The organism is Stenotrophomonas sp. NPDC077659, assembly GCF_050268705.1.
Taxonomy (GTDB): Bacteria; Pseudomonadota; Gammaproteobacteria; order Xanthomonadales; family Xanthomonadaceae; genus Stenotrophomonas.
The window spans coordinates 54,384-71,056 of sequence record NZ_JBNNHG010000003.1 but is presented as its reverse complement, the minus strand read 5'-3'; the positions used below and the strand labels follow the sequence as shown (position 1 = coordinate 71,056).

Here is a 16,673-nt window from a genome sequence, read left to right as displayed (position 1 = left end):
TGCGGTGGATACCCACCTTGCCCGACAGCAGCCGGTTGTCGCCGGCCGCCAGCACTTTGACCGCCACGCCGAACATGATCGGGTCGGAGACCTTCATCATGGTCGCCTTCAGGTGCAGCGAGAACAGCACGCCCTGGGCCTTGGCATCGGCGATCTGCTCACCGATGAACGCGGCCAGCGCCTTGCGGCTCATCACCGCGGCATCGACGATCTCGCCGGCCTTGACCGCGGTCTTTTCCTTCAGCACGACGGCGCTGCCGTCCTTGCCGTGGAAGGTGATCTTCAGCGAACCGGCGTTGGCCAGGGTGGCCGACTTCTCGCTGCCGTAGAAATCACCAGCGGCCATGTGCGCGACGTGCGACTTCGAATCGGCCGCCCAGGCGCCCATGCGGTGCGGGTGCTTGCGCGCGTAGTTCTTCACCGACAGCGGTGCGCGGCGGTCGGAATTGCCTTCGCGCAGCACCGGATTCACCGCGCTGCCCTTGACCTTGTCATAGCGCGCCTTGTAGTCGCGCTGCTGGTCGTCGGCCGCCGTTTCCGGGTAGTCCGGCAGCGGGTAGCCCTTGTCCTGCAGTTCCTTGATGGCCGCCTTCAGCTGCGGCACCGAGGCAGAGATGTTCGGCAGCTTGATGATGTTGGCGTCCGGGGTGGTCGCCAGCTGGCCCAGCTCGGCCAGGTCGTCGCTGACCTTCTGTGCGTCGGCCAGCAGTTCCGGGAACTGCGACAGGATGCGGCCGGACAGCGAGATGTCACGGGTTTCCACCACGATGCCGGCAGTGGCGGTGTAGGCGTCAATGATCGGCAGCAGCGACTGGGTAGCCAGGAACGGTGCTTCGTCGGTCAGCGTGTAGAGGATCTTGGACATGGGGGACTTGGACTCTGTAGCAGTTCTCAGGGAAAGGCCGGCGCAGGCGCCGTGCCACGTGCAACCGTGTCACTTCCCCCCGCCGCCGTCAGGGTGGGCGCGCGGCGGGGAAACCCCTGCATTGTCGCGTTTTCAGCCGCGCGGGGCAAAGCCATGCCATACGCAGCGGTACTGCAGGTGCACTGTGCCCGGGCCGCAGCGGCCCAGCAATGGAACGGCGCTGATGTTTCCTTAACCTGCCGCGGGCTTATAGTTGAAGGGATTGGACGAACCAGGACTGTCGTCATGTTCAAACTGCGGCTGCCAACGTTGTTGATGATCACACTTGCATCAGGAGGATGCGCGATGTCTGAACCCGCTCATGCGGTTCCCGAAGCTGCTGCGACGCTGCATATTGCCCCGCAGACGCCCACATCGAAGGTTTTCGAATGCGCCCGGCAACGCCTGGCTCAGCTGGGCGAGGACGATGCCCTGTGGGACCACAAGGTCACCCGCGAAGACGTGCCCCACGGCGTGCTTGAAACCGGCAATTTCCCGGAAGACAACATTTCCGGCTTCCGTATCCACCTGCAACACGACCCTGCGGCTGGCTCGGTGTCGCTCCGCCTGCGCGGCGCGGGCGCCTACTTCGTCGACCAGGGTGTCGAAGCGGGTCTGAAAACCTTCGAAGAAGGATTCAGCCGCTGCCTGGCTGCCCCCTGAAGGACGGAGGCAGTACTGAACGCCGGGCAGGCACGTGAGATGCCTGCATGGATCCCATCAAGGAGATGATGCAATGCCAGACGGATACTCCATTGAAGCCCGCTCGTTACGGGTAGCTGGCGTCGCCAGCCACGATTTCTGGGTACTGCGCGACCCGCAGGGCAAAGCTCTGGCCGAACTGCATGGCCTGGCCACCGACCGTGAAACCCAGCGCGCCATACCGATCGGCACGGACGAGAAGAAGCACTCCCTGCGCGTGTGGCATTTCGCCCACGACAAGGCGTTTGCCGCCGAACACGGCGCCAAGCCTACGTCCGAGAGCTACATCAAGGAAGGACAGCAGCACCACACCGCGATGACCGGCAGCAAGGAGGAGGTGATGGGCCGCTGGAACGCAGCGGTAGCCGCCAAGGACACGCTGAACGAGAAGGACCTCAACTACCCGAACTATGGCTTCAAGGTGTTCGGGGACACGGTCAACAGCAACTCCACCTACCGTACCCTGGGTGAGATCATGGGGGTGAAGGTCCATGATTTCGGTGGCGTCATCGAGCCGGGCCTGGACAACCGCATGGCCACCCCGGAAGAAATCGAGACGCTGCGGGATCCGAAGTATCCTCCGCTGACGTCGACACAGGGTGATCTGCAGCCTGGCAAGGGCAGCGCCGAAGCCCTGCTTGCAGGTGCGCGTGAAGGAGGTGACAGCCTGTCTGCCGCCATGCGTGACCTGCAGGCGTCGGCACAGGGCCAGGACTTCGCGGCGCGCGCACAGGACTCGGCCCAGCAACAGCACGTTGCAGAGAACGCGCGCCAGGCCTCCGCGCAGGACGCCCCCGCGCGGGCGTGATCCAGAAAAAAGGGCGCAGCCTGGCGGCTGCGCCCATCGTGAGTCCAACCGGGAGAGAGTCGGCGGGACTTACTTGACCTCGAACTCCTGCGGCGTTCCGGCCGCCTTGCCGTCGACCATGACTTCCGCGCGGTACTTGCCCGCCGGCCAGCCATTGGCATTCTTGAAGGTGACGTTGGTGGTCTCGGCACCGCTGGCATTGAGCGTGTCGCTCTGCTCACCTGCCACCTGGCCGTCCTGGAAGGTCAGCTTGGCACCGATGCTGACGTTGCTGGCCGCGCCGTCGGTCCGGACAGACACGATCACATCGTCCTTCGGTGCAAACAACGCGGCAGGCGCCACCGACTTGTCAGCCGCTGCGGTCTTGCCGACGGTCACCGAGGAGACGTTGACCGCTGCAGCGGTCGCCATCGGCGGCGGCGTGCCGGTCATCGGCGCCGGTGCAGGCTCTGCCGGCGTGGTCGCTGCGGGAGCCGCATTGCTGTCGGTGGACTCTTCTTTCTTCTTGCATCCGACCAGGGCGACGCTGCCCAGCAGGGCGGCGATCAGGGCGGTCTGGAGCGGGCTGGTCTTGATCATTCGGGTGTTCCTCCCAAGGGTTGGCGGACGGCGCAGGTGCGCCTCTCGGCGCGTGCCGGCTTACTGTGGCGGCAGCTTCAGGGTCTGACCCGGGAAGATCTTGTCCGGGTCATCGAGCACATCGCGGTTGGCCTCGAAGATCTTCTTCCAGGCATTGGCATCGCCCAGATGCTGTTTGGCGATCTTCGACAGCGAATCGCCCTTCTGCACGGTGTAGGTACCGCCGACACGCTCGGCGGTGCTGTCCACCGAAGCCGTGACGCCAGAGAAATCCGCCTTTGAAGCCTTCCCGGCGGTACTGTCGACGCTGGCGGTGACGCCGGAGAAATCGGCCTTCTTCTCGGTACTCATCCACACACTCCCGTCTGCATGACTACGTGGATGACACGTTGCCATGGCGGTTGTTAAATGGGGATGGTGCAGATGTGAAGCCGCCCCCGGGGGCGGCTGAACAATCGGGGTAGCAAACGCCCGCTGCGCTCGCCGGGCGTGGCCCGGTGCTACCCGTAACCGCCTGCATACCAAGGTAGCGCCGGGCCGTGCCCGGCGGCTTCTGCTCTGGCCGCTACCCGTAACCGCCTGTGGCGGTTACTGGCGCAGTTCGCGGAAGGTCGCGGCCGGGCCGGCAATACCGTGGCTTGCGCGCCAGGGGTTGATGTCCAAGCCTCCGCGGCGGGTGTAGCGCGCTTCCACTTCCAGCCACTGCGGCTGGCAACGCGCGGAAACCTCGCTGAAGATGCGCTCCACGCACTGCTCGTGGAACTCGGCATGCTCGCGGTAGCTGACCAGATAGCGCAGCAGGCCAGCGCGATCGATCTTCGGGCCGCGGTAGCGCAGGCTGACCGTGGCCCAGTCCGGCTGGCCGGTCACCGGGCAGTTGGATTTCAGCAGCGCCGAGACCAGCGTCTCTTCCACCACCTGCCCGGCATCGGCAGCAAGATAGTCGGCCTGCGGCGGGCCGTAGCAGTCGATCTCCACGTCCAGCCCGTCGATGGATTCGCCCAGCGGCGACTCGACAAGCGTCGGCAAGCCGAACTGCACCTGCACCGCCGCGCCCGCGCAGGCCGACAGATCGGCCACCAGGCGCTCGCGCAGCGCTTCGGCGCTGTCGATGCGGGTGCTGTTGAGGGAGTTCAGGTACAGCTTGAACGACTTCGATTCGATCAAGCGCGGCGACGTGCAGGGCACCTGCACGGTAGCCACGGCCACCTGCGGCTTGCCGCGCGGGTCGAGCCAGCTCAGTTCGAAGACATGCCAGCGGTCGTGGCCGACGAACGGCAGCGCGGCGTCATCAAGGCCGATCTCGGCACGGGCACCGATGCGGGGGATGGGAAACAGCAGGCCGGGATCGTACTGCGACGGGTAACTGACCTCGCGACCGAGGCTGGAGTCCTGGGGGGTGTTCATGGGCGGCATTGTATCGCGGCGGGAGCGGGCCTTCGGCCGCGGCGGCCAACGGCGGAGCCCCTCCGTGGTGGCGGTGGTTGGTCGCGAAAGGCGATCTATCGGCTTGGCCGGGTGGGCAGGCGGGTCAGGGGACGCCGTTAACCCATCCATGGGGGCTTGGCCGCGGCATCCATGCCGCGGACACCCCCGCCCCGCCTGCCCACCCGGCCCCTGACAGTTTCCTGCGTGCGGCCGCCACCCCGGGAAAGATCAGGAAGATCAAAATCAAAAGCCGATCCTTCAGACGTTCATGACGTCTGCCGTGCCGACCAACGGTCGGCACCCACCATCAACAGCAGGCTCCGACAGATCGCGGAAGTCTGTCGAAGGCGGGGTGGGTCCGGTGGCAGGGGCGTGAGCCGCATGGATGCGGCGACCGAGCTTACAGGGACGTACTTGCAGCGTCCCCTGCCACCGGACCCACTCCGCCAACCCACGGACAGCCCGCTTTTGACGTTGATGTTGCCGTTGATTCTGCGGGTGCAGGGCTGCAAGCCCTGCTGAAAAACCCTCACCCCGCAGGAGTGCCGGCACCGTGCAGGTAATCCAGGCTCACCTGCAGCAACGCGCGCAATCCCACATCCAGCGCCTTCTCATCCATCAGGAACTTCGGCGAATGGTTCGCCGGCGCCGTGGCCGGGTCGATGCCCACGCTGGTGGAACCGACGAAGAAGAACATGCCTGGCACTTCCTTCGCGTACAGCGAGAAATCCTCCGCGCCCATCTGCAGCGGCGGCTCGTACACGTTGTCCTTGCCCACCACCGCCTGCAGGCTCGGCAGCATCTTCGCAGTCAGTGCCGGGTCGTTCACTGTGGCCGGGTTGCCTTCGGCCTCATAGATGTCGGTCACCGCCTTGGCACCGTGCGCGGCGGCAGTGTGTTCGGCCACGTTGCGCAGGTCGGCGAAGATCTGCTGGCGCATGCCCTCGTCGAAGGTGCGGATGGTGCCCACCATCTCCACTTCATCGGGAATGATGTTGTAGCGGATGCCGCCGTTGATGGCGCCGAAGGTCAGCACCGCCGGCTGCTTGGACAGGTTGGTGCGACGGCTGACGATGGTCTGCGCGGTACCGATCAGGTCGGCGGTGGCCACGATCGGGTCCACGCCATTCCACGGTGCCGAGCCATGGGTCTGCCGGCCGATCACCTTGATGCCGAAACGATCCGAGGCCGCCATCAGCGGGCCGCCACGCACCGCGATCTGGCCCGCCTGCACGCTGGAGAACACATGCAGGCCGAACACTGCCTCCGGCTTGAAATCGGCGAACAGGCCTTCCTTCAGCATCAGCGCGGCACCACCCTCCTCCGGCGGCGGTGCGCCCTCTTCGGACGGCTGGAAGATCAGCATCACCTGCCCCGGCAGGTCCTTCTTCATCGCCACCAGCGCCTGCGCCACGCCCAGCAGGGTGGCGGTGTGCGCGTCATGGCCGCAGGCATGCATCACCCCCACGGTCTGGCCGCGGTACTGCGCGGTGGCCTTGGAAGCAAACGGCAGGCCGGTCTGTTCGGTCACCGGCAGCGCGTCCATGTCCGCACGCAGGGCGATCTTCGGACCGGGCTTGCCGCCCTCGATGATCGCCACCACGCCGTGGTGGGCAATGCCGGTCTTCGGCTTCAGTCCCATCGCGCGCAGGCGCTTGGCGACCTCGGCCGAGGTGCGCGCCTCGCGGTTGGACAGCTCCGGGTGCTGATGGAAATCGCGGCGCCACTCTACGACCTGGGCCTGCAGGCGCTGCGCTGCGGCGGTCACCTCCGGGCGCTCGGCCTGCTGGGCGTGGGCAAGGGCCGGCAGGGCCAGCAGCAGGGCGGACAGCAGCAGCGAACGGCGCATCGGGAGGTCTCCATGCAAGGGATCTTCCGCTGAATGTAGGCCAACACCGCCGCCACGGGAACCTCTCCCGCCGCGGCCGGTCTCAGCACCCGTCCCATACGTCATGCAGGAAACGTAGCGGGCCGCAGGTATGCTTTGCGCATTGCCAACCGGGGTCCACCCCGACCAGCCCTCCTGGAGTCCTTGAATGTCACGTGTTTGGAAGATCGTGCTGCTGGTTGTGGCAGTGCTGGTGCTGGCGGTGGTAGGTGTACGCGTCCTCGGTGGCGGCAAGGACAAGGCAGGCGGGCATGCCGGTGCCGGCGCACGCCAGGGCGGTGAGGATCCCGATGCCGGCCCGGTGCCGGTCACCGTGGTCGCTGCCGCCCGCCAGGACGTGCCGGTGTATGCCAGCGCGCTGGGAACGGTGACCGCGATGAACACCGTCACGGTCAGCCCGCAGATCGGCGGCCAGCTGATGAGCATCAATTTCCGCGAGGGCCAGGAAGTGAAGCAGGGTGACCTGCTGGCACGGATCGACCCGCGCAGTGCCCAGGCCAGCTATGACCAGGCTGTGGCCGCCAAGCGCCAGAACGAGGCGCTGCTGGCCACTGCCCGCTCCAACTACCAGCGCTCCAACGCGCCGGAGTACCGCCAGTTCGTCGCCAGGACCGATCTGGATACACAGCGAAACCAGGTGTCACAGTACGAAAGCGCCGTGGCCGCCAACGAAGCCAGCGCGCGTGCCGCGCAGGTGCAGCTGCAGTACACCCGCATCACCGCGCCGATTTCGGGCATCGCCGGCATCCGTGCGGTCGACGCCGGCAACGTGGTCAGTGCCGGTACCGCGCTGGTCACGCTGACCCAGATCCACCCGATCCACGTGCTGTTCAACCTGCCCGAGCGCCAGCTCGGCGATGTGCGGCAGGCGCAGGCTGCGGGCAAGGTGCCGGTGGCCGCACTGGACCGCGCCGACTCGCACGTGCTGTCCGGTGACGGCACGCTGGACGTGGTCGACAACCTGATCAGCGCCGACAGCGGCACCTTCAAGGCCCGCGCGATCTTCGACAACACCGGCAACGGCCTGTGGCCGGGCCAGTTCGTCAACGTCCGCATGCAGCTGCGCACGATCAGCGGCGGCGTGGTCATTCCCACCCAGGCGGTGCTGCGTGGCCCGGACAGCGAGTACGTCTATGTCGTGCAGGGCGACAACACGGTGAAGATGCAGACCGTGCGCAGCGGCGTGGAAGTGGGCGACAGCCAGGTACAGATTGCCGAGGGCCTGAAGGGCGGCGAGCGGGTGGTCAGCGAAGGCCAGTTCCGCCTGAAGCCGGGCAGCAGGGTGACCGCGCTGAAGCCGGGCGAGACGCCGGCGGCACCGACCGAGGCCGAACTGAAGGCCGCCGAACAGAAGAGTGGCGGCGGTGGCCGTCGTGGTGGCGGCCCGCGCTGAGCGCAGGCCTCCCTTTCCTTCCGCGCCGGCCTCGATGCCGGCGCTGCCATTGAAGCACCAGCAAGGATCCGTCCGTGGGCTTTTCGACGATCTTCATCCGCCGTCCCATCGCTACCTCGCTGTTGATGGCGGGGCTGTTGCTGCTGGGCATCCTCGGTTACCGCAAGCTGCCGGTGTCGGCACTGCCGGAAATCGATGCGCCCAGCCTGGTGGTCACCACCCAGTACCCGGGTGCCAACGCGACCACCATGGCTTCACTGGTGACCACGCCGCTGGAGCGCCAGTTCGGGCAGATCTCCGGGCTGGAACTGATGACCTCCGATTCCTCGGCCGGGTTGTCCACCATCATCCTGCAGTTCTCGATGGACCGGGACATCGACATCGCCGCGCAGGACGTGCAGGCGGCGATCCGCCAGGCCACCCTGCCCTCCTCGCTGCCCTACCAACCAGTCTACAACCGGGTGAACCCGGCCGATGCGGCCATCGTCACCCTGAAACTGACCTCGGACACGCGCCCGCTGCGTGACGTCAACAACTACGCCGACTCGATCCTCGCCCAGCGCCTGTCGCAGGTGCAGGGCGTGGGCCTGGTGTCGATTGCCGGCAACGTGCGGCCGGCCGTGCGCATCCAGGTCAACCCGGCACAGCTGTCGAACATGGGCCTGACCATGGAGGAGCTGCGCAGCGCGCTCACCCAGGCCAATGTCAACGCGCCCAAGGGCTCGCTCAACGGCAAGACCCAGTCCTACAGCATCGGCACCAACGACCAGCTGGCCAGTGCTGCCGAGTACCGCGACACCATCATCAGCTACAAGAACGGCCGCCCGGTGCGGCTGTCCGACGTAGCCGACGTGGTCGATGGCGTGGAGAACGACCAGCTTGCCGCCTGGGCCAACGGCAAGCCGGCCGTGCTGCTGGAAGTGCGCCGCCAGCCGGGCGCCAACATCGTGCAGACCGTCGAGCGCATCCGCGCGATCCTGCCGCAGCTGCAGGGCGTGCTGCCGGCCGACGTGCACCTGGAAGTCTTCAACGACCGCACCGAGACCATCCGCGCCTCGGTGCATGAAGTGCAGTTCACCCTGATCCTCACCATCGGCCTGGTGGTGGCTGTCATCTTCGTGTTCCTGCGGCGCTTCTGGGCCACCATCATTCCGTCGGTGGCGGTGCCGCTGTCACTGGCCGGCACCTTCGCGGTGATGGCCTTCGCCGGCATGTCGCTGGACAACCTCTCGCTGATGGCGCTGGTGGTGGCCACCGGCTTCGTGGTCGACGATGCGATCGTGATGATCGAGAACATCGTCCGCTACATCGAGCAGGGCAAGAGTGGCAAGGAAGCGGCCGAGATCGGTGCGCGCCAGATCGGCTTCACCGTGCTGTCGCTGACCGTGTCGCTGGTGGCGGTGTTCCTGCCGCTGCTGCTGATGCCCGGCGTCACTGGCCGCCTGTTCCATGAGTTCGCCTGGGTGCTGAGCATCGCGGTCGTGCTGTCGATGCTGATCTCGCTGACACTGACCCCGACGATGTGCGCCTACCTGCTCAAGCCCGACGCCCTGCCCGAGGGCGAGGACGCGCATGAGCGCGCAGCGGCGGCCGGCAAGCAGAACCTGTGGACGCGCACCGTGGGCCTGTACGAGCAAAGCCTGGACTGGGTGCTGGGCCACCAGCGCCTGACCCTGGCCGTGGCCGGCATCGCGCTGGTGCTGACCGTGCTGCTGTACGTGCTGATTCCCAAGGGCCTGCTGCCCGAACAGGACACCGGCCTGATCACCGGCGTGGTCCAGGCCGACCAGAACATCGCCTTCCCGCAGATGGAGCAGCGCACCAGACAGGTGGCCGAAGCCCTGCGCCAGGACCCGGACGTGACCGGCGTGTCGGCCTTCATCGGCGCCGGCAGCATGAACCCCACGCTCAACCAGGGCCAGCTGTCGATCGTACTGAAGGAACGCGGCGAGCGTGACGGCCTGGATGAGATCCTGCCGCGCCTGCAGAAGGCCGTGGCCGGCATTCCCGGCGTGGCGCTGTACCTGAAGCCGGTGCAGGACGTGACCCTGGATACCCGCGTGGCGGCCACCGAGTACCAGTACTCGCTGTCGGACGTGGATTCGGCCACCGTGGCCACCCAGGCCACGCGCCTGACCGAGGCGCTGCGCAAGCGCCCGGAACTGGCCGACGTCGACAACAACCTGTCCAACCAGGGCCGCGCCCTGGAACTGAACATCGACCGCGACAAGGCCAGCGTGCTGGGCGTGCCGATGCAGACCATCGATGACACGCTCTACGATGCGTTCGGCCAGCGCCAGATCTCGACCATCTTCACCGAGCTCAACCAGTACCGCGTCGTGCTGGAAGTCGCACCGGAGTTCCGCACCAGCACCGCGCTGATGGAACAGCTGGCCGTGGCCTCCAACGGTGCCGGCGCGCTGACCGGCACCAACGCCACCAGCTTCGGCCAGGTCACCTCGTCCAACTCGTCCACCGCTACCGGCATCGGCGCGCAGAACACCGGCATCACCGTCGGTGCGGGCAACATCATCCCGCTGTCGGCACTGGCCGACAGCAAGGTCACCAGCGCACCGCTGGTGGTCAGCCACCAGCAGCAGCTGCCGGCGGTGACGGTGTCGTTCAACATCGCCCCGGGCTATTCGCTGTCCGATGCGGTCAAGGCCATCGAAGAGACCAAGGACAGCCTGGACATGCCGGCCCACCTGCATGCCGAGTTCATCGGCAAGGCGGCCGAGTTCACCGGCAGCCAGACCGATGTGGTGTGGCTGCTGCTCGCTTCGCTGGTGGTCATCTACATCGTGCTGGGCGTGCTGTACGAGAGCTACATCCACCCGATCACGATCATCTCCACCCTGCCGCCGGCCGGCGTCGGCGCGCTGCTGGCGCTGATGGTCTGCGGCCTGAGCCTGTCGGTGGACGGCATCGTCGGCATCGTGCTGCTCATCGGCATCGTCAAGAAGAACGGCATCATGATGGTGGACTTTGCCATCGAAGCCCGCCGTGCCGGTGCCAACGCGCACGAAGCGATCCGCCGCGCCTGCCTGCTGCGCTTCCGCCCGATCATGATGACCACGGCCGCCGCCATGCTCGGCGCGCTGCCGCTGGCACTGGGCACCGGCATCGGTTCGGAACTGCGTCGCCCGCTGGGCATCGCAATCGTCGGCGGCCTGCTGCTGTCGCAGCTGGTCACCCTGTACACCACGCCGGTGATCTACCTGTACATGGAACGCTTCTCGGAGTGGCTGGCCCGCCGCCGCGAGCAGCGCGCCCTGCGCGACGGCACCCTGCAGGAGCCGCGGGCATGATCCACGCCGCGCTGCTGCGCGGGGCCGCACGATGAACCTGTCCGGTCCCTTCATCCGCCGCCCGATCGGCACCGCCCTGCTGGCCATCGGCCTGTTCATGATCGGCCTGATCTGCTATCTGCGGCTGGGCGTGTCGGCCCTGCCCAATGTCGAGATCCCGGTGATCTTCGTGCATGCCAACCAGGCCGGCGCGGACGCGGCGACCATGGCATCAACAGTGACCGCACCACTGGAACGCCACCTCGGCCAGCTGCCGGGCATCGACCGTATGCGCTCGTCGAGCTCGGAAGGCAGCTCGCTGGTGTTCATGATCTTCCAGAGCGACCGCAACATCGATTCAGCCGCGCTGGACGTGCAGACCGCGATCAATTCGGCACAGGCCGACCTGCCCTCGGGGCTGGGATCGCCGATGTACCAGAAGGCGAACCCGAACGATGATCCGGTCATCGCCATCGCACTCACTTCGCAGACGCAGTCGGCCGACGAACTGTACAACGTCGCCGATTCACTTCTGGCCCAGCGCATCCGCCAGATCAGCGGGGTGGCCTCGGTGGATATCGCCGGTGCCTCGACGCCGGCCGTGCGCGTGGACGTCAACCTGCGCCTGATGAATGCCCTCGGCCTGACCGCCGATGACCTCCGCAATGCCGTGCGCGCGGCCAACGTGACCTCGCCCACCGGCTTCCTCAGCGACGGCAACTCCACCACGGCGATCATCGCCAACGATTCGGTGGCGCGCGCGGCCGATTTCGCCGAGCTGGTGGTCAAGACCCAGGGCGATGGCCGGGTGATCCGCCTGAAGGACATCGCCAACGTCTACGACGGCCAGCAGGATGCCTACCAGGCCGCGTGGTTCAACCACAAACCGGCCGTGGTGATGTACGTGTTCACCCGCGCCGGTGCCAACATCGTAGAGACCGTGGACCGGGTGAAGGCGCAGATTCCCGCGCTGCGTGACTACCTGCAGCCCGGCACCACGATGACGCCGTACTTCGACCGCACGCCGACCATCCGCTCGTCGCTGCATGAAGTGCAGATCACCCTGCTGATCAGCCTGGCGATGGTGGTGCTGACCATGGCGCTGTTCCTGCGCCGGCTGGCGCCCACGCTGATCGCCGCGGTCACCGTGCCGTTGTCGCTGGCCGGTGCCGCGCTGGTGATGTACGCGCTGGGGTTCACCCTCAACAACCTGAGCCTGCTGGCGCTGGTGATCGCCATTGGCTTCGTGGTGGACGATGCGATCGTGGTGATCGAGAACATCATGCGCCACCTCGACGAAGGCATGCCGCGCCTGCAGGCCGCCTTCACCGGCGCACGCGAGATCGGCTTCACCATCGTCTCGATCACCGCCTCGCTGGTGGCGGTGTTCATTCCACTGCTGTTCGCCAGCGGCATGATGGGCGCGTTCTTCCGCGAGTTCACCGTGACTTTGGTGGCCGCCATCGTGGTCTCGATGGTCGTCTCGCTGACCCTGACCCCGGCGCTGTGCAGCCGCTTCCTCAGCGCCCACGATCACACCGCCGCACCGTCGCGTTTCGGCCGCTGGCTCGATGCCGGGCACGACCGCATGCTGCGCATCTACACGGTGTTCCTGGATTTCTCGCTGCGTCATGCACTGCTGCTCTCGCTCACCCCGCTGATCCTGATCGGCGTCACCATCTTCCTGTTCGGTGCAGTGAAGAAGGGCGCGTTCCCGCCGCAGGACACCGGCCTTATCTGGGGCCGCGCCAACTCCAGCGCCACCGTGTCCTTCGAAGACATGGTGGCCCGCCAGCGCCGCATCACCGACATGCTGATGGCCGACCCGGCGGTGAAGACCGTGGGCGTGCGCCTGGGCAGCGGCCGCCAGGGCTCCAGCGCGCAGTTCAACGTTGAACTGAAGTCGCGCAAGGACGGCCGCCGCGAGACCACCGCCCATGCGCTGGCCCGCCTGAGTGCCAAGGCCGACCGCTACCCCGACCTGCAACTGCGCCTGCGCGCGATCCAGGACCTGCCCAGCAACGACGGCGGCGGCAACAGCCAGGGCGCGCAGTACCGCATCTCGCTGCAGGGCAACGACCTGGCCGCGCTGCAGGAATGGCTGCCCAGACTGCAGGCGGAACTGAAGAAGAACCCCAAGCTGCGTGACGTCGGCACCGACGTCGACAACGCCGGCCTGCGCCAGAACATCGAGATCGACCGCGCCAAGGCCGCACGCCTGGGTATTTCCGTCGGTGCCATCGATGGTGCGCTGTACGGCGCCTTCGGCCAGCGGCAGATTTCCACGATCTACTCGGACATCAACCAGTACAGCGTAGTGGTCAACGCGCTGCCGTCGCAGACGGCCACGCCGGCCGCGCTGGACGAGGTGTACGTGAAGGCACGCAGCGGCGAAATGGTGCCGATCACCGCGGTGGCCCGCCAGGCACCGGGGCTGGCCCCTTCGCAGATCACCCACGAAAACCAGTACACGACGATGGACCTGAGCTACAACCTCGCACCAGGCGTCAGCGCCGGCGAGGCCAAGGCCATCATCGACGCGACGGTGGCCGGCATGCGCATGCCGGGCGACATCCGCCTGGCCGACGACGCGGGCTTCGGTTTCAATTCCGACCCCAGCGACATGCTGATCCTGATACTGGCTGCGATCCTGACCGTGTATCTGGTGCTGGGCATGCTGTATGAAAGCCTGATCCATCCGGTGACGATCCTCTCCACGCTGCCCGCGGCCGGTGTGGGTGCGCTGCTGGCCCTGTTCGGCACCGGTACCGAACTGTCGGTCATTTCGATGATCGCGCTGGTGCTGCTGATCGGCATCGTCAAGAAGAATGCGATCATGATGATCGACTTCGCCCTGGTGGCGCAGCGCGAGCATGGGCTGGCGCCGCGTGAGGCGGCGCGTGAGGCCAGCATCGTGCGGTTCCGCCCGATCATGATGACCACGATGGTGGCGATCCTGGCGGCGGTCCCGCTGGCGATCGGCCTGGGTGAGGGTTCCGAGCTGCGTCGGCCGCTGGGCATCGCGATGATCGGCGGCCTGTTGTTCTCGCAGAGCCTGACCCTGCTGAGCACCCCGGCGCTGTACGTGATCTTCTCGTGCCTGGCCGAACGCTGGCGCGCCCGCCGTGCGCGCCGCCGCGAGGCGAAACTGCTGAAGCGCGCGCAGCGCGCGTGATGGGAGATGCCGGCCAGCGGCCGGCACTACCGCGGAACGCCATCCACGCATGGCGTGGATCTACCGGTAGAGCCGGCCGCCGTTCTGACGCGCCGTCCGGTAGAGCCGGCCGCTGGCCGGCTGCCCGAAGCTCCGGGTTTGACGCGCCGTAACGAAAGGAGAACAATTCCCATCCAGCCATGGTCCTGCGCCGCCTCCCCCAAGCGGCGCCCCGCTGCCGGTTCCCGGCATGCCTGCGTGATCCCAGCCATCGACCCTTCCCTTCCGCCACCGCGGACGGTCGTGTGCTGTCCGCGAAGGATCCCTCACCGATGCTGTCCACCCCTTCCCCGCGCCTGGCCGTGCTGGTCATCGCCCTGTCCGCCGCATGCGCCGCCCATGCCGGGGCCCCGGCCGACACCCGCAGTGCCACCGACCTGGATGCAATCAAGGTCACCGCCGAACGCACCCATACCGAAGCCGGCGCCCTCGGTGACCGCGCCCTGCGCGACACTCCGTTTGCCATCACCGCCGTCGGCCGTGAACAGATCGAGCAGCGCCAGGTCGTTTCGCTGGGCGAAGCGTTCCTGTTCGATCCGTCGGTCACCACCCAGGTCAGCGCCTACGCAAGCGGCTGGAGCTCGCCGATCCGCAACCGTGGCATCGACCTGAGCTACGACAGTTACCGGGTCAATGGCCTGCAGGTCTCCTCCTGGGGCACCGAATGGCCGCTGGAAGTGATGGAGCAGGTGGATCTGCTGAAGGGCCCCGGCGGCTTCCTGTACGGCTTCGGCGCGCCGGGCGGCATCGTCAACTACATCACCAAGAAGCCGACCGATACGCCCACACTGTCCGCACAGCTGGGCTGGCGCGAGCAGGGCATCGTCAGCGGCGGCGTCGACATCGGCGGCCGCTTCGGCAACGAACAGATGTTCGGCTATCGCTTCAACGCATACCAGGAGAAGGGCGAAACCTTCAACGGTGGCCACGTCGACCGCAAGGTCGGTGCGCTGTCGCTGGACGCGCGTCTGAGCGATGCGCTCACCTGGACCTTCGATGGCGTGTTCCAGTCGCGCGACCTGAGTGAGGAGTCGCCGCAGTACTACTTCATCGGCCTGACCTCGCTGCCGCGCCCGATTGCCGGTGATGTCGACAACAGCGTTCCGGGCACCTACTACGACACCCGTTCCAGCCTGCTGTCGACCGCACTGAACTGGCAGATCAACAGTGACTGGAAGGCCAGCCTGAGCTACGGCCTGACCACCTCATGGAACGACGTCAACAAGATCTTCGCCTACATCGACGATGTGAACGGCGATTACGACGTGAACGTCTACGAGCTGGGCGGCAAGAGCGAGTGGAAGCTGGCCCAGGCACTGGTGCAGGGCAGCTTCCAGACTGGACCGCTGCGGCACCAGCTGGTGGCCGGGGTCAGCCACCAGACCGGGCTGGGCTGGGACCGCCCCTACGAGTGGAACACCATCGGCCGCGCCAACCTGTACCAGCGCTCGGCCATCGTCCACGACGCAGTGGGATCGCGCGTCCTGGCCCGCGGCGACGAGACCGTACAGCAGGCGGTGTTCGCCAGCGATACCGTTGACCTCGGCGGCGGCTGGTCGGTGCTGGCTGGCTGGCGCTACAACGATTTCGAGACCAAGGGCAGCTACCACACCTACCCGGTCACCCCGACCTACGCGGTGATGTACAAGCCCAGCGAAGCGGTGACCCTGTATGCCAGCTACATCGAATCGCTGGAAGCCGGTGGCCGCGTGGGCAGCACGTACATCAATGCCGGCACCGTGCTCGACCCGACCATCAGCAAGCAGTATGAGATCGGCGCAAAGGTGGAAGCGCCGCGCTGGAACGCGAACGTGGCCGCATTCCGCCTGGAACGCGGTGCCAACATCGACCTGCTCACCGACGCCGGCAAGTACCTGGTGCAGGATGGCATCACCCTGTACGAAGGCGTGGAAGCCAGCGCCGACCTGCACCTGGGCGATGCCCTGACCGTCGGCGGCGGCGTGACCTGGCTGGACCCGACCTACGACAAGCTGTCCCCGGACAGCGCGTCGCAGGAAGGCAACCGTACCGCTGGCGCGGCCCGCTGGAGCGGCGTGCTGCACGCCAACTACCAGCTGCCGTGGGTGGACGGGCTGGAAGCCTACGCCGCCGTGCGCTACTACGGCGATGTCTGGTACGACGCCGACAACACGCTGAAGCTCCCCGACTACACCTTGGTCAATGCCGGCATCGGCTACCACCTGGTCGCTTCGGGCCACCCGGTCATCCTGCGCGCCAGCGTGGAGAACCTGGGCAACCGCAGATACTGGTCCAACGCAGGCGTCGGCCTGCCGCGCACCTTCGCGCTGAGCGTGCGCTGGGAGATGTAACCCGGCTGCGGTGGGTGCGGTCCACCTCGGTGGGTGCGGACCGTTGGTCCGCACATCGCCTGCTGAAGGTGGGTGGGTGCGGACCGTTGGTCCGCACATCCAGTGCCCCATTTCACGCAAGGCCCGCAATAATGGGGGGC

11 protein-coding genes are annotated in these 16,673 nt (G+C 66.7%); 6 read left to right on the top strand and 5 right to left on the bottom strand.

Annotated features, from left to right (window positions below; all coding sequences use genetic code 11):
* Nucleotides 1–865 (bottom strand): NADP-dependent isocitrate dehydrogenase (locus ACQKDV_RS01055; protein WP_427781941.1); only part of this gene is annotated, 865 nt, incomplete at its 3' end.
* 285 nt (nt 866–1,150) lie between these two features.
* On the opposite strand from ACQKDV_RS01055, the gene ACQKDV_RS01050 reads away from it, so the two are divergent.
* Both ACQKDV_RS01050 and ACQKDV_RS01045 read left to right on the top strand, forming a co-directional pair.
* Nucleotides 1,151–1,567, top strand: coding sequence for a hypothetical protein (locus ACQKDV_RS01050; protein ID WP_427781940.1), 417 nt, complete (start codon nt 1,151–1,153; stop codon nt 1,565–1,567).
* Nucleotides 1,568–1,640: 73 nt separating this feature from the next.
* On the top strand, nt 1,641–2,414 hold the full coding sequence (locus ACQKDV_RS01045) for a hypothetical protein (protein ID WP_427781939.1): 774 nt from the start codon (nt 1,641–1,643) through the stop codon (nt 2,412–2,414).
* Between the two features lie 69 nt (nt 2,415–2,483).
* Here the strand turns inward: ACQKDV_RS01045 and ACQKDV_RS01040 are convergent, their stop codons facing one another.
* The 4 genes from ACQKDV_RS01040 to ACQKDV_RS01025 form a co-directional block, all read right to left on the bottom strand.
* On the bottom strand, nt 2,484–2,993 hold the full coding sequence (locus tag ACQKDV_RS01040) for a hypothetical protein (protein WP_427781938.1): 510 nt from the start codon (nt 2,991–2,993) through the stop codon (nt 2,484–2,486).
* 60 nt (nt 2,994–3,053) lie between these two features.
* Nucleotides 3,054–3,344 (bottom strand): LysM peptidoglycan-binding domain-containing protein, encoded by a 291-nt coding sequence (locus ACQKDV_RS01035; protein WP_427781937.1) that lies wholly within the window; start codon nt 3,342–3,344, stop codon nt 3,054–3,056.
* Nucleotides 3,345–3,581: 237 nt separating this feature from the next.
* Nucleotides 3,582–4,400 (bottom strand): NADPH-dependent 7-cyano-7-deazaguanine reductase QueF, encoded by an 819-nt coding sequence (gene queF, locus ACQKDV_RS01030; RefSeq protein ID WP_427781936.1) that lies wholly within the window; start codon nt 4,398–4,400, stop codon nt 3,582–3,584.
* Between the two features lie 550 nt (nt 4,401–4,950).
* Nucleotides 4,951–6,270 (bottom strand): M20 family metallopeptidase, encoded by a 1,320-nt coding sequence (locus ACQKDV_RS01025; RefSeq protein WP_427781935.1) that lies wholly within the window; start codon nt 6,268–6,270, stop codon nt 4,951–4,953.
* A gap of 187 nt (nt 6,271–6,457) precedes the next feature.
* Here ACQKDV_RS01025 and ACQKDV_RS01020 point away from each other — a divergent pair, with 187 nt between their 5' ends.
* From ACQKDV_RS01020 to ACQKDV_RS01005, 4 genes are all read left to right on the top strand, one after another.
* Nucleotides 6,458–7,702 (top strand): efflux RND transporter periplasmic adaptor subunit, encoded by a 1,245-nt coding sequence (locus ACQKDV_RS01020; RefSeq protein ID WP_427781934.1) that lies wholly within the window; start codon nt 6,458–6,460, stop codon nt 7,700–7,702.
* A 74-nt stretch (nt 7,703–7,776) separates the two neighbouring features.
* Complete coding sequence (locus ACQKDV_RS01015) at nt 7,777–11,010, top strand: efflux RND transporter permease subunit (protein ID WP_427781933.1); 3,234 nt, start codon at nt 7,777–7,779, stop codon at nt 11,008–11,010.
* 31 nt (nt 11,011–11,041) lie between these two features.
* Nucleotides 11,042–14,164: an efflux RND transporter permease subunit gene (locus tag ACQKDV_RS01010; protein ID WP_427781932.1), complete on the top strand. Its 3,123-nt coding sequence runs from the start codon at nt 11,042–11,044 to the stop codon at nt 14,162–14,164.
* 311 nt (nt 14,165–14,475) lie between these two features.
* The gene (locus ACQKDV_RS01005; RefSeq protein ID WP_427781931.1) at nt 14,476–16,533 is read left to right on the top strand and encodes a TonB-dependent siderophore receptor; all 2,058 of its coding nucleotides are present in this window, start codon (nt 14,476–14,478) and stop codon (nt 16,531–16,533) included.
* The last annotated feature ends 140 nt before the right edge of the window (nt 16,534–16,673 follow it).

Coding starts and splice junctions, on each gene's coding strand:
- ACQKDV_RS01005 (WP_427781931.1), top strand. CDS start 14,476: ATGCTGTCCACCCCTTCCCCGCGCCTGGCCGTGCTGGTCATCGCCCTG.
- ACQKDV_RS01040 (WP_427781938.1), bottom strand. CDS start 2,993: ATGATCAAGACCAGCCCGCTCCAGACCGCCCTGATCGCCGCCCTGCTG.
- ACQKDV_RS01020 (WP_427781934.1), top strand. CDS start 6,458: ATGTCACGTGTTTGGAAGATCGTGCTGCTGGTTGTGGCAGTGCTGGTG.
- ACQKDV_RS01050 (WP_427781940.1), top strand. CDS start 1,151: ATGTTCAAACTGCGGCTGCCAACGTTGTTGATGATCACACTTGCATCA.
- ACQKDV_RS01045 (WP_427781939.1), top strand. CDS start 1,641: ATGCCAGACGGATACTCCATTGAAGCCCGCTCGTTACGGGTAGCTGGC.
- ACQKDV_RS01035 (WP_427781937.1), bottom strand. CDS start 3,344: ATGAGTACCGAGAAGAAGGCCGATTTCTCCGGCGTCACCGCCAGCGTC.
- ACQKDV_RS01025 (WP_427781935.1), bottom strand. CDS start 6,270: ATGCGCCGTTCGCTGCTGCTGTCCGCCCTGCTGCTGGCCCTGCCGGCC.
- ACQKDV_RS01010 (WP_427781932.1), top strand. CDS start 11,042: ATGAACCTGTCCGGTCCCTTCATCCGCCGCCCGATCGGCACCGCCCTG.
- queF (WP_427781936.1), bottom strand. CDS start 4,400: ATGAACACCCCCCAGGACTCCAGCCTCGGTCGCGAGGTCAGTTACCCG.